15 protein-coding genes are annotated in these 18,200 nt (G+C 35.8%); 4 read left to right on the top strand and 11 right to left on the bottom strand.

Going from position 1 to position 18,200, the window contains the following annotated elements; translation table 11 throughout:
• Positions 1 to 337 precede the first annotated feature (337 nt).
• The 3 genes from H6G68_RS03785 to H6G68_RS03775 all read right to left on the bottom strand — a co-directional run bounded on the left by H6G68_RS03785 (position 338) and on the right by H6G68_RS03775 (position 3,198).
• Positions 338 to 1,399: a YwqG family protein gene (locus tag H6G68_RS03785; protein ID WP_190905423.1), complete on the bottom strand. Its 1,062-nt coding sequence runs from the start codon at positions 1,397 to 1,399 to the stop codon at positions 338 to 340.
• Positions 1,400 to 1,576: 177 nt separating this feature from the next.
• Positions 1,577 to 1,888: a hypothetical protein gene (locus H6G68_RS03780; RefSeq protein ID WP_190905422.1), complete on the bottom strand. Its 312-nt coding sequence runs from the start codon at positions 1,886 to 1,888 to the stop codon at positions 1,577 to 1,579.
• A gap of 80 nt (positions 1,889 to 1,968) precedes the next feature.
• Complete coding sequence (locus H6G68_RS03775; RefSeq protein ID WP_199332491.1) at positions 1,969 to 3,198, bottom strand: aspartate aminotransferase family protein; 1,230 nt, start codon at positions 3,196 to 3,198, stop codon at positions 1,969 to 1,971.
• A 227-nt stretch (positions 3,199 to 3,425) separates the two neighbouring features.
• Between H6G68_RS03775 and H6G68_RS03770 the strand changes: the two genes are divergently transcribed.
• The gene (locus H6G68_RS03770) at positions 3,426 to 4,490 is read left to right on the top strand and encodes a potassium channel family protein (protein ID WP_339327834.1); all 1,065 of its coding nucleotides are present in this window, start codon (positions 3,426 to 3,428) and stop codon (positions 4,488 to 4,490) included.
• Between the two features lie 86 nt (positions 4,491 to 4,576).
• Positions 4,577 to 9,859, top strand: a complete 5,283-nt coding sequence (locus tag H6G68_RS03765) for an AAA family ATPase (protein ID WP_190905420.1) — start codon at positions 4,577 to 4,579, stop codon at positions 9,857 to 9,859.
• Positions 9,860 to 9,954: 95 nt separating this feature from the next.
• Here the strand turns inward: H6G68_RS03765 and H6G68_RS03760 are convergent, their stop codons facing one another.
• The 3 genes from H6G68_RS03760 to H6G68_RS03750 form a co-directional block, all read right to left on the bottom strand.
• Complete coding sequence (locus tag H6G68_RS03760) at positions 9,955 to 10,470, bottom strand: methylmalonic aciduria and homocystinuria type D protein (RefSeq protein ID WP_190905419.1); 516 nt, start codon at positions 10,468 to 10,470, stop codon at positions 9,955 to 9,957.
• Between the two features lie 389 nt (positions 10,471 to 10,859).
• Positions 10,860 to 11,066: a glycogen debranching protein gene (locus H6G68_RS03755; protein WP_190905418.1), complete on the bottom strand. Its 207-nt coding sequence runs from the start codon at positions 11,064 to 11,066 to the stop codon at positions 10,860 to 10,862.
• Between the two features lie 119 nt (positions 11,067 to 11,185).
• The gene (locus H6G68_RS03750) at positions 11,186 to 11,821 is read right to left on the bottom strand and encodes a MotA/TolQ/ExbB proton channel family protein (protein WP_190905417.1); all 636 of its coding nucleotides are present in this window, start codon (positions 11,819 to 11,821) and stop codon (positions 11,186 to 11,188) included.
• Positions 11,822 to 12,434: 613 nt separating this feature from the next.
• Between H6G68_RS03750 and H6G68_RS03745 the strand changes: the two genes are divergently transcribed.
• Positions 12,435 to 12,866: a DUF6932 family protein gene (locus tag H6G68_RS03745; RefSeq protein ID WP_190905416.1), complete on the top strand. Its 432-nt coding sequence runs from the start codon at positions 12,435 to 12,437 to the stop codon at positions 12,864 to 12,866.
• 142 nt (positions 12,867 to 13,008) lie between these two features.
• On the top strand, positions 13,009 to 13,446 hold the full coding sequence (locus H6G68_RS03740; protein ID WP_190905415.1) for a helix-turn-helix transcriptional regulator: 438 nt from the start codon (positions 13,009 to 13,011) through the stop codon (positions 13,444 to 13,446).
• Between the two features lie 7 nt (positions 13,447 to 13,453).
• On the opposite strand, the gene H6G68_RS03735 is transcribed toward H6G68_RS03740, so the two are convergent.
• The 5 genes from H6G68_RS03735 to H6G68_RS03715 form a co-directional block, all read right to left on the bottom strand.
• Positions 13,454 to 14,191 (bottom strand): DevA family ABC transporter ATP-binding protein, encoded by a 738-nt coding sequence (locus H6G68_RS03735; RefSeq protein ID WP_190905414.1) that lies wholly within the window; start codon positions 14,189 to 14,191, stop codon positions 13,454 to 13,456.
• A gap of 91 nt (positions 14,192 to 14,282) precedes the next feature.
• The gene (devC, locus tag H6G68_RS03730) at positions 14,283 to 15,464 is read right to left on the bottom strand and encodes an ABC transporter permease DevC (protein WP_190905413.1); all 1,182 of its coding nucleotides are present in this window, start codon (positions 15,462 to 15,464) and stop codon (positions 14,283 to 14,285) included.
• Between the two features lie 14 nt (positions 15,465 to 15,478).
• Positions 15,479 to 15,814, bottom strand: coding sequence for a DUF2834 domain-containing protein (locus H6G68_RS03725; RefSeq protein WP_190905412.1), 336 nt, complete (start codon positions 15,812 to 15,814; stop codon positions 15,479 to 15,481).
• 86 nt (positions 15,815 to 15,900) lie between these two features.
• Positions 15,901 to 17,190, bottom strand: a complete 1,290-nt coding sequence (locus tag H6G68_RS03720; protein ID WP_190905411.1) for an ABC exporter membrane fusion protein — start codon at positions 17,188 to 17,190, stop codon at positions 15,901 to 15,903.
• Between the two features lie 37 nt (positions 17,191 to 17,227).
• Positions 17,228 to 17,827 (bottom strand): TetR/AcrR family transcriptional regulator, encoded by a 600-nt coding sequence (locus H6G68_RS03715; RefSeq protein ID WP_190905410.1) that lies wholly within the window; start codon positions 17,825 to 17,827, stop codon positions 17,228 to 17,230.
• Positions 17,828 to 18,200: the final 373 nt, after the last annotated feature.

Here is an 18,200-nt window from a genome sequence, read left to right as displayed (position 1 = left end):
ACACTCCAGACGCTCCAGACGCAAAGAAATAGAGAAACAAGAGTGGGATCAAACTTCCGCCGTACCACGGTTGTTATACCGCAAAAATTATAGAACTCGGACTAGTTTGTTTATTTTGCCGAAAAGCTAAAAATGTAAAGTCACCATAAAATACTATTCTAACAATAAAGTTATTGTCCTCAGACTTAAAGAATAGGTAGTAAAATACATCTGGGTGTAACCCTTTTTTAGTTAATCCTAATTCTTGGTCTTTTTCTCCATCAATAGTAGCACTGTATATTTTCAGAAAATTTCATGATGAAGATACTCTTTTTCGGTAAATATAACGCACCTACCCTCAACTACAAGCATAGGTGTAAAGAACCTTAGAAAAATCTAAACGTTTGATTGCAGAAGGCTGAATAAAAAAGTGACCTACACCCATATCTCCCCACATGATTGAGTGCTCATGCTCAGAGTCCATTTGGAATAATAGAAAGTCATAACCTTCTTCTTGCATAAAAGAATAACGCCTATCGTCCTGTGCAAATCCTGGGTATCCTCCTAAACGGTGTCCTTCTAATAAATGTTCATATTTTTCTCTATACTCATATATAAAATCATCAGCTATTTCTTCCAAAGACATCTTCATGGCTTCTGTTAAATTAGTCTGTTGAAAAATAGAAAAATATCTTTTATAAAAGTCCTTAAACTGGTAATCTGTAATACTTATCGGATGAGATTTGACGGCAAAAGTCAAAGCTAAACATTGTTCTTCTTCTAATGGGCCTAGAAACTCCGGCACAAAATCGAAATTATTCAGTAAATGATCAATATTTAAATCTATTTCAGGAAAATACAAAACTCGAAAAGTAGTTTGTGCTAATTGCGGATTATCCTCTAGTCCATAGGTTGTCATTTCTCCTGCTGTGTCAATATAAAACTGAAGAATGCCTTTTTCGGGAAAATCTTCTATTTTCGGAGTTTCTGCAAAATTGATTTGTGCTAAAAGATTAAGTGGAATACCGTCTGGAGTTGTGGGATATTCCAGATGTTTAGGGAAATAAGGTAAACCGCCAAATTTACTTTGCCATAAAGTAGTTTCTGGAGTTGAATGTGCAGTTATTTCTATATAAGGTTTGGCGGTTGCATTAGCAAATTCATCTAGTCGTGATTCCAATGCTAAATAGATTTGATCTACTTGATATAGTGTAAAATCTTTGTTTTCTTCGTCGTTGTCAATAGATTGTTCACGCCAACCATCTGCTAGTAATTCTTTAACACATTGGTCAAAAAAAGCTTCTGCTTCTAATTCCGAAGAAAATTGGAAAAGCTCCCCTCCATCTAGAACATTACAGTCATCTAGATAAATAGAAGTTCTATCGTTGAAAGACCAAACAAATTTCTTATTGCATTTCATGATAATTCACCTGAAATTATTTGTTATACCATTTCTTTATGAGGATGCTCTTTATTCGCGGATTTAGAGACGTTCCATGGGTAGGGATTCTCGTCTCTACGGTATTTATTTGGCGCAACTTTACACAGAATTGGTATTAGTGATTGGTTAATACTTGAATAAATTGAAGTTAGGAATTTAATCTCCACCACTATCACAGCCCCCATCAGATCCACCACCATCAGATCCACCACCATCACAACTGTCTCCACTGTGATAGCTACTATCATGATGAGAACTCCAAGCATCGCCACTAGACCAATTATCACTGTTATGGGAATAGTCGCTAGAGTTGGAATTTTTGCTGGGCTTTTTGTTAGAAATATAATTTTTTTGAGAACTTTTTCTAGAATTTTTTCTAGGAGATAAATTTCCAGTTTTGGAATGACTATCTACTATTAAGCCAAGAATGAAAATACTTAGACAACAAATAATTACTGTCACTGACATATTTTTCCTATTTTTAGATAAAATAATTCGTAATTGATAATTCTTAAATTACGAATTACGAATTACGAATTATCAATTATCTAAGCTGTGACTTTAGCTAATGCCTTTTCTACAGCGTGCAATGCTTGATTGATTTCGGCTTCTGTGACAATGAGAGGAGGAACAAATCGGATGACTTTGGGGCCTGCGGGGACGAGTAATAAACCCTCATTAATGGCAGCGTTGACAACTTCAGCTGCTGTTAAGGGAATATCGGCTTTGAGTTCCAAACCGTTGATTAAACCCCAACCGCGCACTTCTGAGATATGGTGAGGATATTTGAGAGCGATCGCTCTTAAACCCTCTCGCAAATGTGCGCCCTGTTCCTCAACATTCTGCAAAATATTCTCTTTTTCCAAAGTCTGACACACACTCAGCGCCACACCACAGACAAAAGGATTACCGCCAAATGTACTAGCGTGTTCTCCTGGCTGGAAAATATCGCAGAATTTCTTACTCATCATTGCACCGATGGGAATACCACCTCCCAAACCTTTCGCACTGGTGAAAATATCAGGTTCTACGCCCAGATGTTCATAACCCCATAATTTACCACTGCGTCCCATTCCCACTTGCACTTCGTCGAAAATTAACAAAATGCCAGTTTCATCACAAATCTGCCGCAGCCTTTTAAAATATGCCACATCACCAGGACGAACACCACCTTCACCTTGCAAAGGTTCAATTAAAATCGCCCCGACGCGATAATTACCTTCATCTAACTCAGTAACAGCAGCTTCCACTGCTCTAATGTCGTTGTAATTTATATAGTGGAAACCAGGAACTAAAGGATCAAAATATTTTTGATACTTTGCTTGGCCTGTAGCGGTAACGGTGGCTAAAGTCCGACCGTGGAAACTGGCATGGGCAGTTAAAATTATGGGGTGGGCAATGTCTAGGACAGTGTGGGCATATTTCCGCGCTAGTTTAATTGCTGCTTCGTTAGCTTCAGCACCAGAGTTACAGAAAAATACCCGATCTGCACAAGAATGATCAACAATCCATTTGGCTAATTCACCCTGTTCGGGAATATAGTACAAATTAGAGACATGATGCAATTTCTGGATTTGGCGTGTCACTGCCTCTACCATTGCTGGGTGGGCGTGTCCTAGAGTACAAGTTGCAATACCCGCAACAAAATCTAGATATTCCTTGCCTTGGGTATCCCAAACACGACAACCAGCACCCCGTTCTAAGGCCAAGGGAAACCGTCCATAAGTGGACATAACCGCCTGGTTGAAACTATCTGCATCAAAGGGTGTGGATGACATAAAACCTGACTCTTTAAGGATCGTGGCTTGTTCAACTAGACTTGGGAATTTCACTACCGCACCTCCTGAAAATCCTTTATCGTAATACTTTACTAGGTTCTTGGAAATCTTTCAAAATTTATTTTTATTTAGGGAGTGAAATAGACAGAAGTAGAAGTTTTGTAATTTTGAATTTGTCATTTGTAATTTTTGATTTTTCATTCTTGATTTTTAATTTTTAATTGCCTGTGTACTCTACCCTTGAGCAAAAATATAAACTTATTCAAAAAGAGTTAATGGCTGGGGCGTTTGCTCTGGGTTTTGTGTTTCTAATTGGTACTTTATGGTACTGGCTAGTGGAGGGTTGGTCATGGGAAGATGCAGCTTACATGACCGTGATTACCTTAGCTACTGTGGGTTATGGAGAAACCAACCCACTAGGTAGTCGAGGAAGATTGTTTACCATTGCCCTGATTTTGATGGGTGTAATCAATATCGGTTACATAGTCAATAGATTTACAGCAGCAGTGATTGAAGGCTATTTTCAAGAAGGAATTAGACTACGACAACAAAGGCGCTTAATGGAATCCTTATCTGGTCATTATATCATTTGTGGATTTAGCCGAACCGGGCGGCAGATAGCTAGGGAATTTCAGGCTGAAGGGGTGACTTTTGTCGTGATTGATGCGGAGGTTGAATCTGTACAAAAGGCGCAGATCGAGGGTTACACAGGATACCAGGGTGATGCGACTTTAGATGATACGCTGTTGAAGGTTGGCATTGAAAGAGCGACTTGTATTGTGGCTGCTTTACCTTCTGATGCGGAAAATTTATATATAGTTTTATCAGCAAAAACTCTGAATCCAGAAATTCGCGCGATCGCACGGGCAAGTACAGAAGAAGCTTTGCAGAAGCTACAACGAGGCGGTGCAGATGCTGTGATTTCCCCTTATATTACGGGAGGTAAGCGGATGGCTGCCGCAGCCCTCAGACCGCAAGTTTTGGACTTTGTCGATGGGATTCTTACTGGTGCAGACCGCCAGTTATATATGGAAGAATTTTTACTTGATTCGTCTCAGTGTCCGTTTGTGGGTCAAAGTTTACATAAAGCTAAATTGCGATCGCAATCTGGAGCATTAGTTCTGGCTATTCGGCGTACTGAAGGCAATTTGATCGGTGGACCAACTGGAGATACAGTTTTAATGTCAGGAGATACGCTGATTTGCATGGGGACAGCCGAACAATTACGGAGTTTAAACCAAATTCTCGGACCGATTAATTCTCAACAACTGCGACGACCGAAAAATCAGTAAGCTGACGGAAATAAATCAAACCATGTTAAGCAATGTAAAATTATTATAATTTAATTCGTAAATAGTTTTCCCCGCGCAATCTCCATATGTTTACCGTTCCTGGCATTTCTATTCAAACTCAAATCTATGAAAGTAACAGTTCCCTAGTTTATCGAGGAAAAACAAAAAAAGACAACCTACCTATCATCCTGAAAGTTCTGAAAAATAACTATCCCACACCCCAAGAACTTGCCCGCTATCAGACCGAATATGAAATTACTAAATCTTTAAATTTAACAGGAGTTGTTAAAGTCTATAACTTACAAAAATATCAAAATACTCTCGTCATGTCAATCGAAGATTTTGGCGGAGAATCATTAAGAATTTGGATGCAACAGAAATCCTTTACATTAGAGGAATTTCTGAAAATTGCTATTACTACTACTGAAACCTTGGGACAAATTCATGCAGCTAATATTATTCACAAAGATATTAACCCATCAAATATTGTTTTAAATCCAGAAACTAGTAAGATAAAAATTATTGATTTTAGCATTTCTACTAAACTGAATAGAGAAAATCCAACTATTAAAAATCCTCACGTTTTAGAAGGTACTCTTGCCTATATGTCTCCCGAACAAACGGGAAGAATGAACCGCAGTTTAGATTATCGTACCGATTTTTATTCTCTTGGTGTTACCCTTTATGAATTGTTAACAAATCAACTACCATTTGTAACAAATGATGCTCTAGAACTAGTGCATTGTCATATCGCAAAACAGCCTGTACATATCAGTGAAATAAATCCAGATATCCCTCCAGTTATTGCCAATATTGTGATGAAATTAATGGCAAAAACAGCAGAGGAAAGATATCAAAGTGCTTTAGGAATAAAAACAGACCTAGAAGAATGTTTAAAGCAATTACAAAGTCATGGCAGTATCTCAAATTTTGTCATAGCGAATCAAGATATTTCTGACAAATTTCAATTACCACAAAAACTTTATGGTAGAGAGCGAGAAATTGATAGTTTAATAACAGCTTTTGAGCGAGTTACATTTCAAAATGAAATGATTTTAATTGCTGGCTATTCTGGTATTGGTAAAACTGCTTTAGTACAGGAAATATATAAACCAATTACTCAAAAACGTGGTTATTTTATTTCCGGTAAATTTGATCAATATCAACGGAATATCCCCTATAGTGCTGTTGTGATAGCCTTTCAAGCATTAGTCAAACAACTGTTGACAGAAAGGGAAGAAAAGCTGAAGGAATGGCGAGAAAAACTCTTGGCAGCCTTAGGCATAAATGGGCAAATTATTATAGAAGTAATTCCTGAAGTAGAATTAATTATTGGTAAGCAACCCACAGTAATAGAACTCGGACTTACTGAAACTCAAAATCGATTTAATTTAGTATTTCAGAACTTTATCAAAGTTTTTACTAAACCTAAACATCCTCTAGCCATATTTTTAGATGATTTACAATGGGCAGATGGAGCATCTTTAAAATTAATGCAATTGCTAATGAGTGCAGGTTCACCGGGATTATTTCTAATTGGTGCTTATCGAGATAATGAAGTTTCTGCGGTGCATCCATTAATGTTGACTTTAGAAGAAATCGGTAAAACAGGAGTCATTATTAATCGAATTTTTCTATCACCTTTAAACTTAAATACCGTTACAGAAATCATTGCTGATACCCTTAAAAATCAACCAGAGAATGTCAAAGATTTAGCTAAACTAGTGCAAATTAAAACAGAAGGAAATCCATTTTTTATTAATGAGTTTTTGAAATCTTTAGCCACAGAACAATTATTAAAATTTGACATTAAATCTTTAACTTGGCAATGGGATTTAAAACAAATTCAACAAAGAAATTTTACTGATAACGTAGTGGAATTAATGGCAGGTAAAATTAAAAACCTACCAGAAAATACTCAAGAATTATTAAAATTTTCTGCTTGTATTGGTAATCAGTTTGATATTATTAAATTGGCGTTACTTACCAAACAATCTTTTAGAGAAATAGTTGATAATTTACAACCTGCAATTAATTACAATTTAATTGTATCTTTTGACAGTAATGAAGAAATAGAATTAGCACTTCTCAATCCTGAATCTAACAAATATCCATTACCAGAGTATAAATTTACTCATGATAGAATCCAACAAGCCACTTATTCATTAATTTCTGAAGCAGAAAAACCAATTATTCATCAAAAAATTGGTAAAATTCTTTTACAGAATAGTTTCAATGAACAACAGGAAGAAAAAATTTTTGATATTGTTAATCAATTAAACTTTACTCTATCCTTGTTAGTTAATCAATCAGAAAAAAATGAATTAGTTAAATTAAATTTAAAAGCAGGTAAAAAAGCCAAAGCATCAGTAGCTTATCAATCTGCTTTAACTTATTTACAAATAGGAATACAGCTTTTGGGAGATGATAGGTGGCAAAAACAATATGAATTAAGTTTATCACTTTATCAAGAAGCAGTGGAATCTGCTTATTTTAATACCAATTTTATATTAATGGATCAGTTAATAAACGAAGCACTTTTACAAGTGACAAATGTATTAGATCAAGTAAAATTTTATGAGATAAAAATACTCGCTTATATTGCACAATATAACTTAAATGAAGCAAATAATCAAGGCTTGGCAGTCATTAAACTTTTAGGAATAAAATTACCAAAACAACTAAATAAACTAACTATTTTCTGGGAATTTTTACAAACAAAACTCATTACAGCCAATAAATCTATTTCTAGTTTAGAAAATTTACCACAGATGGGTGATATCCATGCTCAAACAGTGATGGGTATTAGTAGTACAATTATTTCTACTTCTTATTCAACTGACTTATTAGTATTTTTACTAATGGTTTTCCAACAAGTTAGACTATCTATTAAACTGGGAAATACGGCTCAATCTGCTTTTGCTTATAGTTGCTATGGATTATTTCTTTGTGGACTAATCGAAGATATTGAAGGCGGTTTTCAGTTTGGACAACTTGCTCTTAAATTACTTTCTCAAATTCAATATCAGAAAGTAACAGCTAGAACAAAAATGATTGTCGAACTTTTTATTAGACCTTGGAAAGATTCTATCAAAGAAATTTTGCCATCTATCAAAGAGGTTTATCATATTGGATTAGAAAATGGAGATATAGAATATGCTGTTTATTCTGCTTACTTTTATTGTTCTTATGCTTTTTTTAGTGGTTTATCTTTAACAGTATTAGCAGAAGAAATGAATTTTTATACTCAGCAAATGATAAAAATGAAACAAGAAAGAGTGATCGATGGACAAAAACTATATCATCAAATAGTTATTAATTTGCTTGACAAACAAAAAAATCCTTGTAACCTTATTGGTAGTGTTTATAATGAAGAGTTAAATCTTCCTATTATTAAAAACCAAAATGATCATCATGCTCTAGCTAACTATTATGTTAATAAATTAATGCTTTTTTACTTATTTGGTGAGATTGAAAAAGCATTGACTAATGGAGAATTTGCTCAAGAGCATTTAGAAGGAATAACAAGTTCTTATACTATTACTTATTTTTATTTTTATGATGCCCTAGCTTGTTTAGCTTACCTGACTTACTCTCCGTTATCTGAACATAAAAAGTTAATCAATAAAGTACTAACTTATCATAAAAAAATGAAAAAATGGGCGCATTATGCCCCGATTAATTATTTACACAAATATTTACTGGTAGAGGCTGAACTTTGCCGAATTCAAGGCAAAAATTCTCAAGCTATAGATTATTATGACCAAGCTATATCACTTGCTAAAGAAAACGAATATATTCACGAAGCTGCTCTTGCTTATGAATTAGCTGCTAAATTTTATCTATCTCAAGGAAAAGAATTAACAGCAAAAGCCTATATGCAGGAAGCTCGTTATTGTTATCAAATATGGGGAGCAAAAGCTAAAGTTAAACATTTAGATAAAAATTACTCTCAGTTATTAACTACAATTACAGGTGGAATTAAAGACATTAAAACTTCTACGAATATAACTACTACTGACTCGGCAGCAACCCTGGATATTGCTACAGTGATGAAAGCTACTCAAGCTATTTCCGGTGAAATAATGCTAGATAAATTACTATCTAGTTTGATGAAAATTCTTATTGAAAATGTGGGCGCACAAACAGGTTATCTAATTTTATTTTATCAAGAAAAGCTACTAATTGAGGCAGAAGGAAGTATTAACTCTGAGGATGTTACTTTCTTGCAGTCCCTACCTGTAAATAATTGTAAAATTCTTTCCGAAGCAATTGTTAATTATGTTGCTCGCACAAAAGAAACTGTGGTTTTAAATGATGCGACTTGTAGCGGAAATTTTACTAGTGATCACTATATCCAAACCGTTAAACCTAAATCGATTTTGTGTGTACCCTTAATTAATCAAAGCAAACTAATTAGTATTGTTTATCTAGAAAATAATCTGACTACAGGAGCTTTTACATCTGAAAGAGTAGAAGTTTTAAATTTACTTTCAGCGGAAGCAGCTATTTCTATAGAGAATGCTAGACTCTACAATGAAATGGCAAAACTCAACCAAGCTTACGAACGGTTTGTACCGCGTCAATTTCTTCAGTTTTTAAATAAGTCCAGCATAGTTGATGTTAAATTAGGTGATCAAGTACAGTTAGAAATGTCGGTACTATTTTCTGATATCCGCGACTTCACTCAACTTTCAGAAAGTATGACACCAGAAGATAATTTCAAGTTTATCAATTCCTATCTTTCGCGTATGGAGCCTATGATTACTGAAAATAATGGCTTTATTGATAAATATATTGGTGATGCAATTATGGCTTTATTTAGTGGGGAAGCTGATAATGCAGTTAAAGCAGCTATTGCAATGTTGCAACTACTGATCGAATATAATACTATCAGGGGTAGACCTAACCGTCCTGAATTAAAAATTGGTATTGGCATTAATACAGGTTCTTTAATGTTAGGAACTGTGGGCGGACAAAATCGTATGGATGGTACAGTAATTAGTGATGCAGTGAATTTAGCTTCTCGTGTGGAAAATTTAACTAAAAATTATGGAGTATCCCTATTAATTACCGAACAAACTTATTCAAGATTAAAAAATCCCAGTAACTATGATATGAGAATTATTGATACAGTCAAAGTAAAAGGTAAATCTCAAGCAGTAACAGTTTATGAAGTATTCGATGCCGATTTAGCAGAAATCAAAAACCAAAAATTAGCTACTTTGCCCATATTTACAGAGGCTTTATCACTTTATAATCAAAGCAAATTAGAAGATGCAGCCCGTTTATTTGCATATTGTTTGCAGAAAAATCCAGGCGATCGCGTGGCACATATCTATTGTGAGCGATGTCTGCGGCAAACTTAAAACTCAGTCTTTATTGTTAGGTTTTTTCTCATCTCATAATTGTGCATTCACGATTATTGTCTATAGGATATGTTTTGATTTGGAAATCCCTTATACTAATGTGGTAACTCCGTCCAACCGTGTAGAGGAGCGATCGCTCTCGTTACCAATTCAATCATCTCTGGGGGAGCTTCGGAAAGCAAAACGCTAGGATAAACAGCAGTACCCCATTGAGGATGAACTAGCACACGGCATTTATTTTTGATGACAGGATAATTGAGTAAAGCTGTAGCCACAGCTGTGTCGTCGTGGGGAACTGCACCAGGATGGGAAAGTAAAGGATAGCCAGTACGAGGATCGATGAGGTCTGTCAAATAACCGCGATCGCGCAAATTAAAAGACAAATCGCAACCAAACCGCATAAACTTTTCTCGCAATCGTTCTTTCTCTGTCTCTACTTGCGCTGTTTTTTCCACCAATGGATATCGTGATTGCTGCAAGACAACCACAACCCATAAAAACTGCTGCTGTTTCCAATCTGGCAATATCTGTTCGCAGTTGGCACAGATATATTGGCTAGGATTATGAATGGAAATTTGAACCGCTTGTCCCGTTTTGCCAACTAAATTCATGGGACAGCCTTGCTCCGAAGTGCAAACGCTGGAATAATTCACCACATTTATTCGGGTTTTGCAAGTTTGTTATTTCAAGATCATAACTCTGAAAAGTTCCAAAAAATCAGCAATTTTTTCTGATATTTAAGGTTTCTCAAAACTATGTGTGTAAATCTTGTGCATTTTCCATCATAAATCTAAAAAATCTCAAATCCTCATCATAAATTCAAGGGTTTGAGACCCATACCTCTACAAGTAGTCTCAGTTGAGTTGGGGTAAGTGTCCCCTACTGCAACTGTTTTTAATTTTTAATTTTTAATTTTGAACACCAAGGTTACTTGCTAATGGGATTGATCCAAAATCCTTCGACTTGGTAAATGTAGTGCTGACAGGTGTGTAAAAAAAGATTAATTGAGTTTTAACGCATTGACTGGGACTTGATCCCAAGAATCGACTAACCTTAATTGTGCCACCCAACCATCAGATTTTTGTTTCTCAGTTAAACCTTTCTTAAAGGACTCATGACAATCTTGAGCCTGAGATTCATTGCAACAGGCAATGCAGGCATAAATCATACCCGATGGATCAATTTGCTCATTTACCCAAATAGTCATAGATTATCTCCTCAAAATCAAGTAGCCAAAACAGTTATTGATAATTTCAGAATACTATCTAATATCAAGTCTGGCTAATTGCTGATCAAAAAAAATCTCCGCATCATAGCGTCAGAGCGTTATTTATCCCCTCTTTCATAGCTACGGCGGTAAAGTAATTCTAACTGTCCACCATATTCTTGAATCCAAGCAATCTGCCTTATATAGAGTCCCCGAAAGGTATTGGCAAAGAAAAGAGTAATGATAGCAACAACTAAACCTGAAGCTGTGGATACCAAGGCTTCACTAATCCCAGACGTGACACCAGCGGTTTGTGTACCACCGACATCGCCAATATTTAAAGAAGCAAAAGAAGCAATTAACCCCAAAACTGTGCCGAGAAGTCCCAACAGGGGAGCAAGACCAATAATTGTATCAAAAATGTTTTGGAACCTTTTGAGTAAAGGAATTTCTCCCTGTGCTTCACTTTCTAAAGCCAAGCGGAATTCCTCTGGGGTTGGTTCTTCTAATTCTAAAGCTGCTAAAAAAATCCGGGCGACGGGTAAATCAGCATTGTTGTGCAAATGATCTAAAGCACTAACTACATTACCTTGACGATAAAACTTTAGCACCTCCCGGACTACTCGATTTTGACGACCACTTAGCCTTACCCAAAAGGTGATACGTTCAATAATTAGCGCCACTGCTAATACTGAAAAAAACAGCAGTGGCCACATGACCACCCCACCCGATTTAAACAGATTATTAATTTCCATTCACTATTTTGCCAATTCTCAACAATGCTAGATTAACAGATTGTTGCTTAGAGACAACTATAAGTAGGGGATGTCTGGGAGGAGAGTGCGTTATTTTACAATCGTGTCTGCATTGCTTAATGGCTGCGAGTTTTTTGGTAGAGATTAATTTTGAATTTCTTGTTAGCTCATATATTGACACAACAATTTTGTTGTACTATTATTAGATATAGAAGAATTTCATTGTATTCAACTACAAAATTACGCGCCGTTGCTGAATAATGGAATGATTTTATTGACTGCGGAACAGAATTTTAATGTTTCCAGCCCCTATCAGCCCACAAATATGCAACGCCAATTACGCCTTTACGTGAGTTGAAAAATCTTGTTGTTTTATAAGTTTTTCCAGGGTTTCCCAACACGATAATTTTGGAATTATCAACGAAATCACAAGAGTTTCAATACTAATTCACATAAGCCGTAAATTCTTCTATTAACACCGACAAATTAATCTAGAAATAAGTATCAAAGCTTTGTAAATCACAAGCTGATGTCTAATTCTATTTAAGTCTAATCGGTGAATTTATTGAATTTATTGGAGGAATAATGCAAAATTCTGGAATCAAAATTAATTATGACTTTTACATTCGACCAAAATGGCAATTTATTACCAGGTATTCATTTGGCCACTTGGGAGGAAATTGAAGAGTATCTAGCTTACAACAAACGCCGAAAAAATCTTTTATTTGGACTCAAACAAGGGTGTGAGATATTAAAGCAATGTGGTTGTCAGAGAATTTATATAGGTGGAAGTTTTGTAACTACTAAAAGACTTCCTAATGACTTCGATGTTTGTTACGAAAAAAATCACGTAGATTTTAAACTCTTGCAAAAACTAGACCCTATTCTCTTAAAGTCTAGCAATGGAAGGTTTGAACAGAAAAATAAGTATCGCGGTGAATTTTTCATGGCAGACTTTCAGATTGATCCTTTTACTACGTATTTGGATTTTTTTCAGCGAGATAAAAATAGCAATATCAAAGGTATAGTTGCAGTTAATCTGTAAGAATAGGAGGCGAAATATTTTTTGCTGAGGTTGATTACTGATCATTCAAAATCAGCAATAAAGTAATGAATTAGCATTACCTAATTAATTTTAATTGTTAGGTAATGCCACAACTAAACAAATGATTTATAGGTTAAACACTATGATTTTAAATGAATGGCAGTACAGTATTACTAAGGCACAAATGAAAAAATTTGAGTTGGCAATAGCTCAACTTAAAAGTAACCTAGTGCCAGAAGATGAAAATGAACAGATATGCTACGAAGCTTATTTAGAATCTTTACAAAGCCAAATTGAGGAGTTTACTCAAGACATAAAAGAGTACGAAAATCTCAAAAATAATCAAGATAAAATTGAGCGCTTGCAATATGATAGTTTAGATAAATTACCAGAAGCACTAATCAAAGCGCGGATTATTCGCGGACACACTCAAGAGAGTTTTGCCAAACTTTTAGGAGTTAAACCTCAACAGGTACAACGTGATGAAGCAAATGGATATGCTAGTGCTAGTTTGACAAAACTTTTGAAAATTCAAAACACTCTTAATCTGGAAATCCGGGAGGAAATTATCTTTAAATAAAAGAGTATTAATTTACTTTGACTCCAATATCTACTCCATCATTCTTCAATTGACCATCTTCCATGTAAACGATGCGATCAGCTATATCGAGAATCCGGTTATCGTGGGTGACTAGCAAAATGGTACAATTTTGTTCTTTAGCTAATTTTTGCATTAATTCCACCACATCACGTCCAGATTTTTTATCAAGTGCTGCTGTGGGTTCGTCAGCTAATACTATTTGAGGATGACTAACTAAAGCGCGGGCAATAGCAACCCGTTGCTTTTGTCCCCCTGATAAACTCTCTGGATAGTAATCGACACGATTTCCCAAACCAACAGTTTCCAACATAGCTATAGCTTTGGCGTTAATATCTCCTTGCAAATAATCTTCATGCAACTCTAAAGACATCCGTACATTTTCTTTGGCGGTTAAAAAAGTCATCAGGTTATGCGCCTGAAAAATATAACCAATTTGGCGACGCAACTTAGTTAATTGTCCTTTACTCGCACTGCACATTTCTTGTCCTAAAATTTGCAAACTCCCTTCTTGGGCAGAACGCAAGCCCCCCATCAGTGACAACAGGGTAGTTTTCCCTGAACCGGAAGGCCCCGTCATAATCACAATTTCGCCAGCTTTAATCTCCAAATTAATATCAAATAAGGCTTGTTTACGCAGCCCTCCATCACCAAAATAATGATTGAGGTTAGAAACATTAATTACCGTTTCTGAAGCAATATTAGATTTAGCAGACACTTGCAACATAGGATTTTTTTGGTATTAAAATTAGTCAAGATTGCTTTTTCACTCCCCTCCACGAAACAGCGGGGAGCGGTTGGAGGTAGGGTTCTAAAGCTTAAAAAACATCAGCCGGATCAGCAGAACGTAATTTTCTAATAGCAATTGCCCCAGAAACACTACACATAATCACCGTTAAAATAAAAACATTAATTGCTCGATCTGTTTTCATAAAAATGGGCAGCAATGTAGCAGAATAAGTGAGTTGATACAGCCCAAAAGATAGAAAAAATGCAGGTAAATAACCCAAGACAGCTAAAAACAATGCCTCTTGCAGCAAAACTACCAAAAAATAACTATCGCTGTAACCCATTGCTTTGAGAGTGGCGTATTCTGGTAAATGATCGGCAACATCAGAATAAAGAATTTGATAAACAATCACGATACCGACAATAAACCCAACTCCTACACCCAAACCGAAAATAAAACCAATTCCAGTCCCATTAGCCCAGTAATTTTTTTCTTTTTGAGCAAATCCTTCAGGAGTATCAACTTGAACAAAGGGATTTTTTTGATCTGGGTTTAATCCTGTTCTCAGTTGTGCTTTGACTTTTTCAATATCAGCACCTGGTTGGAGAGTAATTAACCCAACTTCAATTTGATCAGCTTTGCGGGTAGGAAATAATTGTAAAAACGTCGAATCACTAGTGATAACATTACCATCAGCCGCAAAGGAAGCACCATTACTAAATAAACCTTTGACACTAACAAATTTACTATTTAGTTCTGTTTGAAAATTACCCGTGTTTTTAAAGATATCACCCACAGCACCATATTCAGGACGACTGGCTTGATCAAACATAACTTGATTTAGTGGCTTGAGATAATCTTTATTTTTTTGGACTTCAGGAAATCTCAATCCAGGTTGATCTGGATCTACACCCCAAATTAAGATAGCTCGATCAATTCGTGTTTGTGGATTTCGCCATTGTCCGGTACTAATATAAATCGAACTTACAGACTTAACACCATCATAACTCAATGCTTGATATAGTCTTTCTCTAGAAAAGCTTTTAACTGAAAACAGAGTTTCAAATTGGGGGTTAATTAAAACTAAATCTGCTTGTAAATTTCGATGTGGTTGAATAGCTGCATCAAATAACGCACTTTCAAAACCCATCTGAATAAACATCAGCATATCTGCAAAAGTAATCCCAGCGACTGCGATAGCCAGCCGCGTTTTTTCTTTCATTAACTGTCGCCAAGCTAGAGGCGTTTTGCGAAATAGTTGAAATAACATTTTGTAAGCGCCTTTTAATAACTAAGTTGCTCACTCTGTTGTTCTATCTGCCGTTGTCGCATCAACAAAAATAAGGGCAGACCAAAGGAAACGCCAACCGTAAGATTACAAGCAATGTAAATCCACAGATTTTGCATTTTTAGCCTTGTTCCTTCTCCAAATACAAATACCCAAAATACGAGAGAAGAAACAATTACATCCATTCCAAAAAAACCAGATATTTTATTAGCAAAAAGTTGTTCAAAAAACAGTTTTATATCAAATCCATGCTCTAATATAAAGGGAATAAACTGAGAATATGGAAGAATTAAGCCGAGAATAGCAAGCGATATGTATATAGATGTCAGCATGATTTAATTCACCACAAAGTAGTTATTAGGTTGCAATTTCAGCTAATTAATAACGAACATTCGTTATTTTTAACAGCAAACAAACTTTACAATTCAATTGCTGTTTGTACTTGCAAGTTAGTTAAACCTCCAACTCGCTTACTATCTTCTGGGTTGAGGCGAATTTTAACTTCCACCACCCGGCTATCTAAATTTTCCCCTGGCTGATTGCTAAAAACGTTTTGGCGGCTGACTTGTAAGCCAATTTGTGCAACTGTTCCCTGCAATTCACCTGTAAATGCTTGACTGGTAACTACGGCTTTTTGTCCGAGTTTGATTTTGTTAATATCAGTTTGATAAACTTCTGCAATTGCCAACATTTGGTCTGTTTGGGCGAAGTCTGCAATACCAGAGTTATCAATTTTTTCGCCTGCACGGGTATGAATTTTCAGAATTTGACCTGTCATCGGGGCGCGAATATAAGTCGCTTCTAGGTCAATTTGGGCGCGTTTGAGGATAGCGATCGCACTTTCGACTTCTGTTTGTGCTAATTTCACATCTACAGGACGAACTTCGGCAATACTGTTAAGTGTGGCTTTAGCTTCGGTAACTTGTTTATTTCCAGTGGTATTAATTCTGTTTAGTGCAACTCTAGCTTCTGATAGTTGCTTTTTAGCAGTAGCGTTAATTCGGTTCAGAACTGCTTTAGCTTCACCTAATTGCTGTTTAGCAGTTTCAAAATTTAGGCGTTTGCTATCAATCACAGAATTAGAAATAGCCCCTTCAGAATATAACTTTTGATAACGTTGAGATTCTACTTCGGCGTTGTTAAGTTCTGCGGCTAATTTATTAATAGTTGCTTCTTGAGCTATTCTATCACCTTGCCATTGTGCTTCTATACGAGCAATATTTTCTTGTTGTTGTTTTTTATCTCCTTGAGATTGGGCTTTTATCCGTTCAACACTCGCAAACTGTGCTTGAATATCTCCTGATTTTGCTCCAGCTTTGATTTGCTCAAGTTTGGCTTGGGAAACTCTAACTTGTTTCTCAGCTTGGAGAACAGCATTTTGTAATTTATCACGTGAATCTAAAACTGCAACGACTTGTCCCGCTTTTACACTATCCCCTTCTTTAACTAACACTTGCGCCACGCGATCGCCATCCAAATCTAAAGGTGCAGATAAGCTAATTACCTCCGTTTCCGGTTCTAGTCTTCCCAAAGCCGTCACTTTTTGCGAAATAGAAGCAGTTTCTCCTAATTCTGGTGTAGGCTGTTTCCCAACTTGTCCAAAATTAGAAATCCCATAGATAGCAATCCCGGCTGTAATAGCAGTAGCACCTATTACTAAAGAAATTACACCTGGATTTCTCGCTTTAAATAATAGCTTTTGAGTCATCTAAGTCTCCCAAATAAAATAAGAACTTTATCTGTTGTTAGCGGCAGTTAATTATTTCAAGTTTGGGTTTTTGCTGTAAATATGCCGTCAACATTATGCCTAAAATCTCACATTGTTCTGGAAAATCAATATTTTCATTACCCCATAATTTTTCTAAAATTACACCGTTCACAAAGCTCAAAACAAAGGATGCTAACACCACATCTTGAATACCTAATACATCACAGGCTACTTGCTGACATCGTTGAGTAGCGTGTTTAAAAACAGTACTATTAGTCAGCATTGTTTTTGAGTCTTGATGTTGACAAAAATCAATCCAGACATAAGTCCACTTAATTAAGTATTCCTCATTTTTAACGAGGTATTGACCCAAGGCTTCCATCAACTCAGATATGTTATTCTTTCCTCTAAATTCTGTTAAAGCTGTAATTATATCTTGCTGAGTAATTTCTTCCACCAATTGCTCAAACAAAGCTTGTTTGTTGGGGAAGTAATGATACAGCGTACCTGTAGAAACCTTTAACCTCTGAGCAATTTGCCGCATGGTGATGGAACCATAACCTTTTTCGGCAAATAAATCGAAACACTCACCGAGTAATTCTTTGCGGTATTGTTCATGATCAACAATTTTCGGCATAACTCGGTTTATCTATATCAAACGCTCGTTATTTATTAACTTAAACATTATTTACAAGTTTGTCAATAGATAATGCTGGCTGATTAGTTATCATATCAAGTCCAGAATAATCACCTGTCACAAGTGATATCATATTCGCTTAATATGGTAGAATAAGCAATTGTTCGCGTCTGTTCGTCTTCGCGCGGTTCCCTAATGATAAGTCTTTAACCGGACAGAGATTCTTTGTGAGGAACTTAAACGCCTAAACTCAGTCATGAGAGTCATGAGATTGATAACTTATAATTGTTAATACTGATGTGCAAAGAGGCTATGTCTCTATTGTCACAACTCCCCTAGAAGTCTGCAACATAATCTTCAAAAAAAATATCTA

Origin of the sequence: Anabaena catenula FACHB-362 (assembly GCF_014698735.1) — a bacterium.
Taxonomy (GTDB): domain Bacteria; phylum Cyanobacteriota; class Cyanobacteriia; order Cyanobacteriales; family Nostocaceae; genus Anabaena; species Anabaena variabilis_A.
This window is presented reverse-complemented; position numbering and strand designations above follow the sequence as displayed.

What these genes read in the sequence shown, in the direction of transcription:
- H6G68_RS03785 (WP_190905423.1), bottom strand. Translation starts at nt 1,399, where the DNA reads ATGAAATGCAATAAGAAATTTGTTTGGTCTTTCAACGATAGAACTTCT.
- H6G68_RS03780 (WP_190905422.1), bottom strand. Translation starts at nt 1,888, where the DNA reads ATGTCAGTGACAGTAATTATTTGTTGTCTAAGTATTTTCATTCTTGGC.
- H6G68_RS03775 (WP_199332491.1), bottom strand. Translation starts at nt 3,198, where the DNA reads ATGTCATCCACACCCTTTGATGCAGATAGTTTCAACCAGGCGGTTATG.
- H6G68_RS03765 (WP_190905420.1), top strand. Translation starts at nt 4,577, where the DNA reads ATGTTTACCGTTCCTGGCATTTCTATTCAAACTCAAATCTATGAAAGT.
- H6G68_RS03760 (WP_190905419.1), bottom strand. Translation starts at nt 10,470, where the DNA reads ATGAATTTAGTTGGCAAAACGGGACAAGCGGTTCAAATTTCCATTCAT.
- H6G68_RS03755 (WP_190905418.1), bottom strand. Translation starts at nt 11,066, where the DNA reads ATGACTATTTGGGTAAATGAGCAAATTGATCCATCGGGTATGATTTAT.
- H6G68_RS03750 (WP_190905417.1), bottom strand. Translation starts at nt 11,821, where the DNA reads ATGGAAATTAATAATCTGTTTAAATCGGGTGGGGTGGTCATGTGGCCA.
- H6G68_RS03745 (WP_190905416.1), top strand. Translation starts at nt 12,435, where the DNA reads ATGACTTTTACATTCGACCAAAATGGCAATTTATTACCAGGTATTCAT.
- H6G68_RS03740 (WP_190905415.1), top strand. Translation starts at nt 13,009, where the DNA reads ATGATTTTAAATGAATGGCAGTACAGTATTACTAAGGCACAAATGAAA.
- H6G68_RS03735 (WP_190905414.1), bottom strand. Translation starts at nt 14,191, where the DNA reads ATGTTGCAAGTGTCTGCTAAATCTAATATTGCTTCAGAAACGGTAATT.
- devC (WP_190905413.1), bottom strand. Translation starts at nt 15,464, where the DNA reads ATGTTATTTCAACTATTTCGCAAAACGCCTCTAGCTTGGCGACAGTTA.
- H6G68_RS03725 (WP_190905412.1), bottom strand. Translation starts at nt 15,814, where the DNA reads ATGCTGACATCTATATACATATCGCTTGCTATTCTCGGCTTAATTCTT.
- H6G68_RS03720 (WP_190905411.1), bottom strand. Translation starts at nt 17,190, where the DNA reads ATGACTCAAAAGCTATTATTTAAAGCGAGAAATCCAGGTGTAATTTCT.
- H6G68_RS03715 (WP_190905410.1), bottom strand. Translation starts at nt 17,827, where the DNA reads ATGCCGAAAATTGTTGATCATGAACAATACCGCAAAGAATTACTCGGT.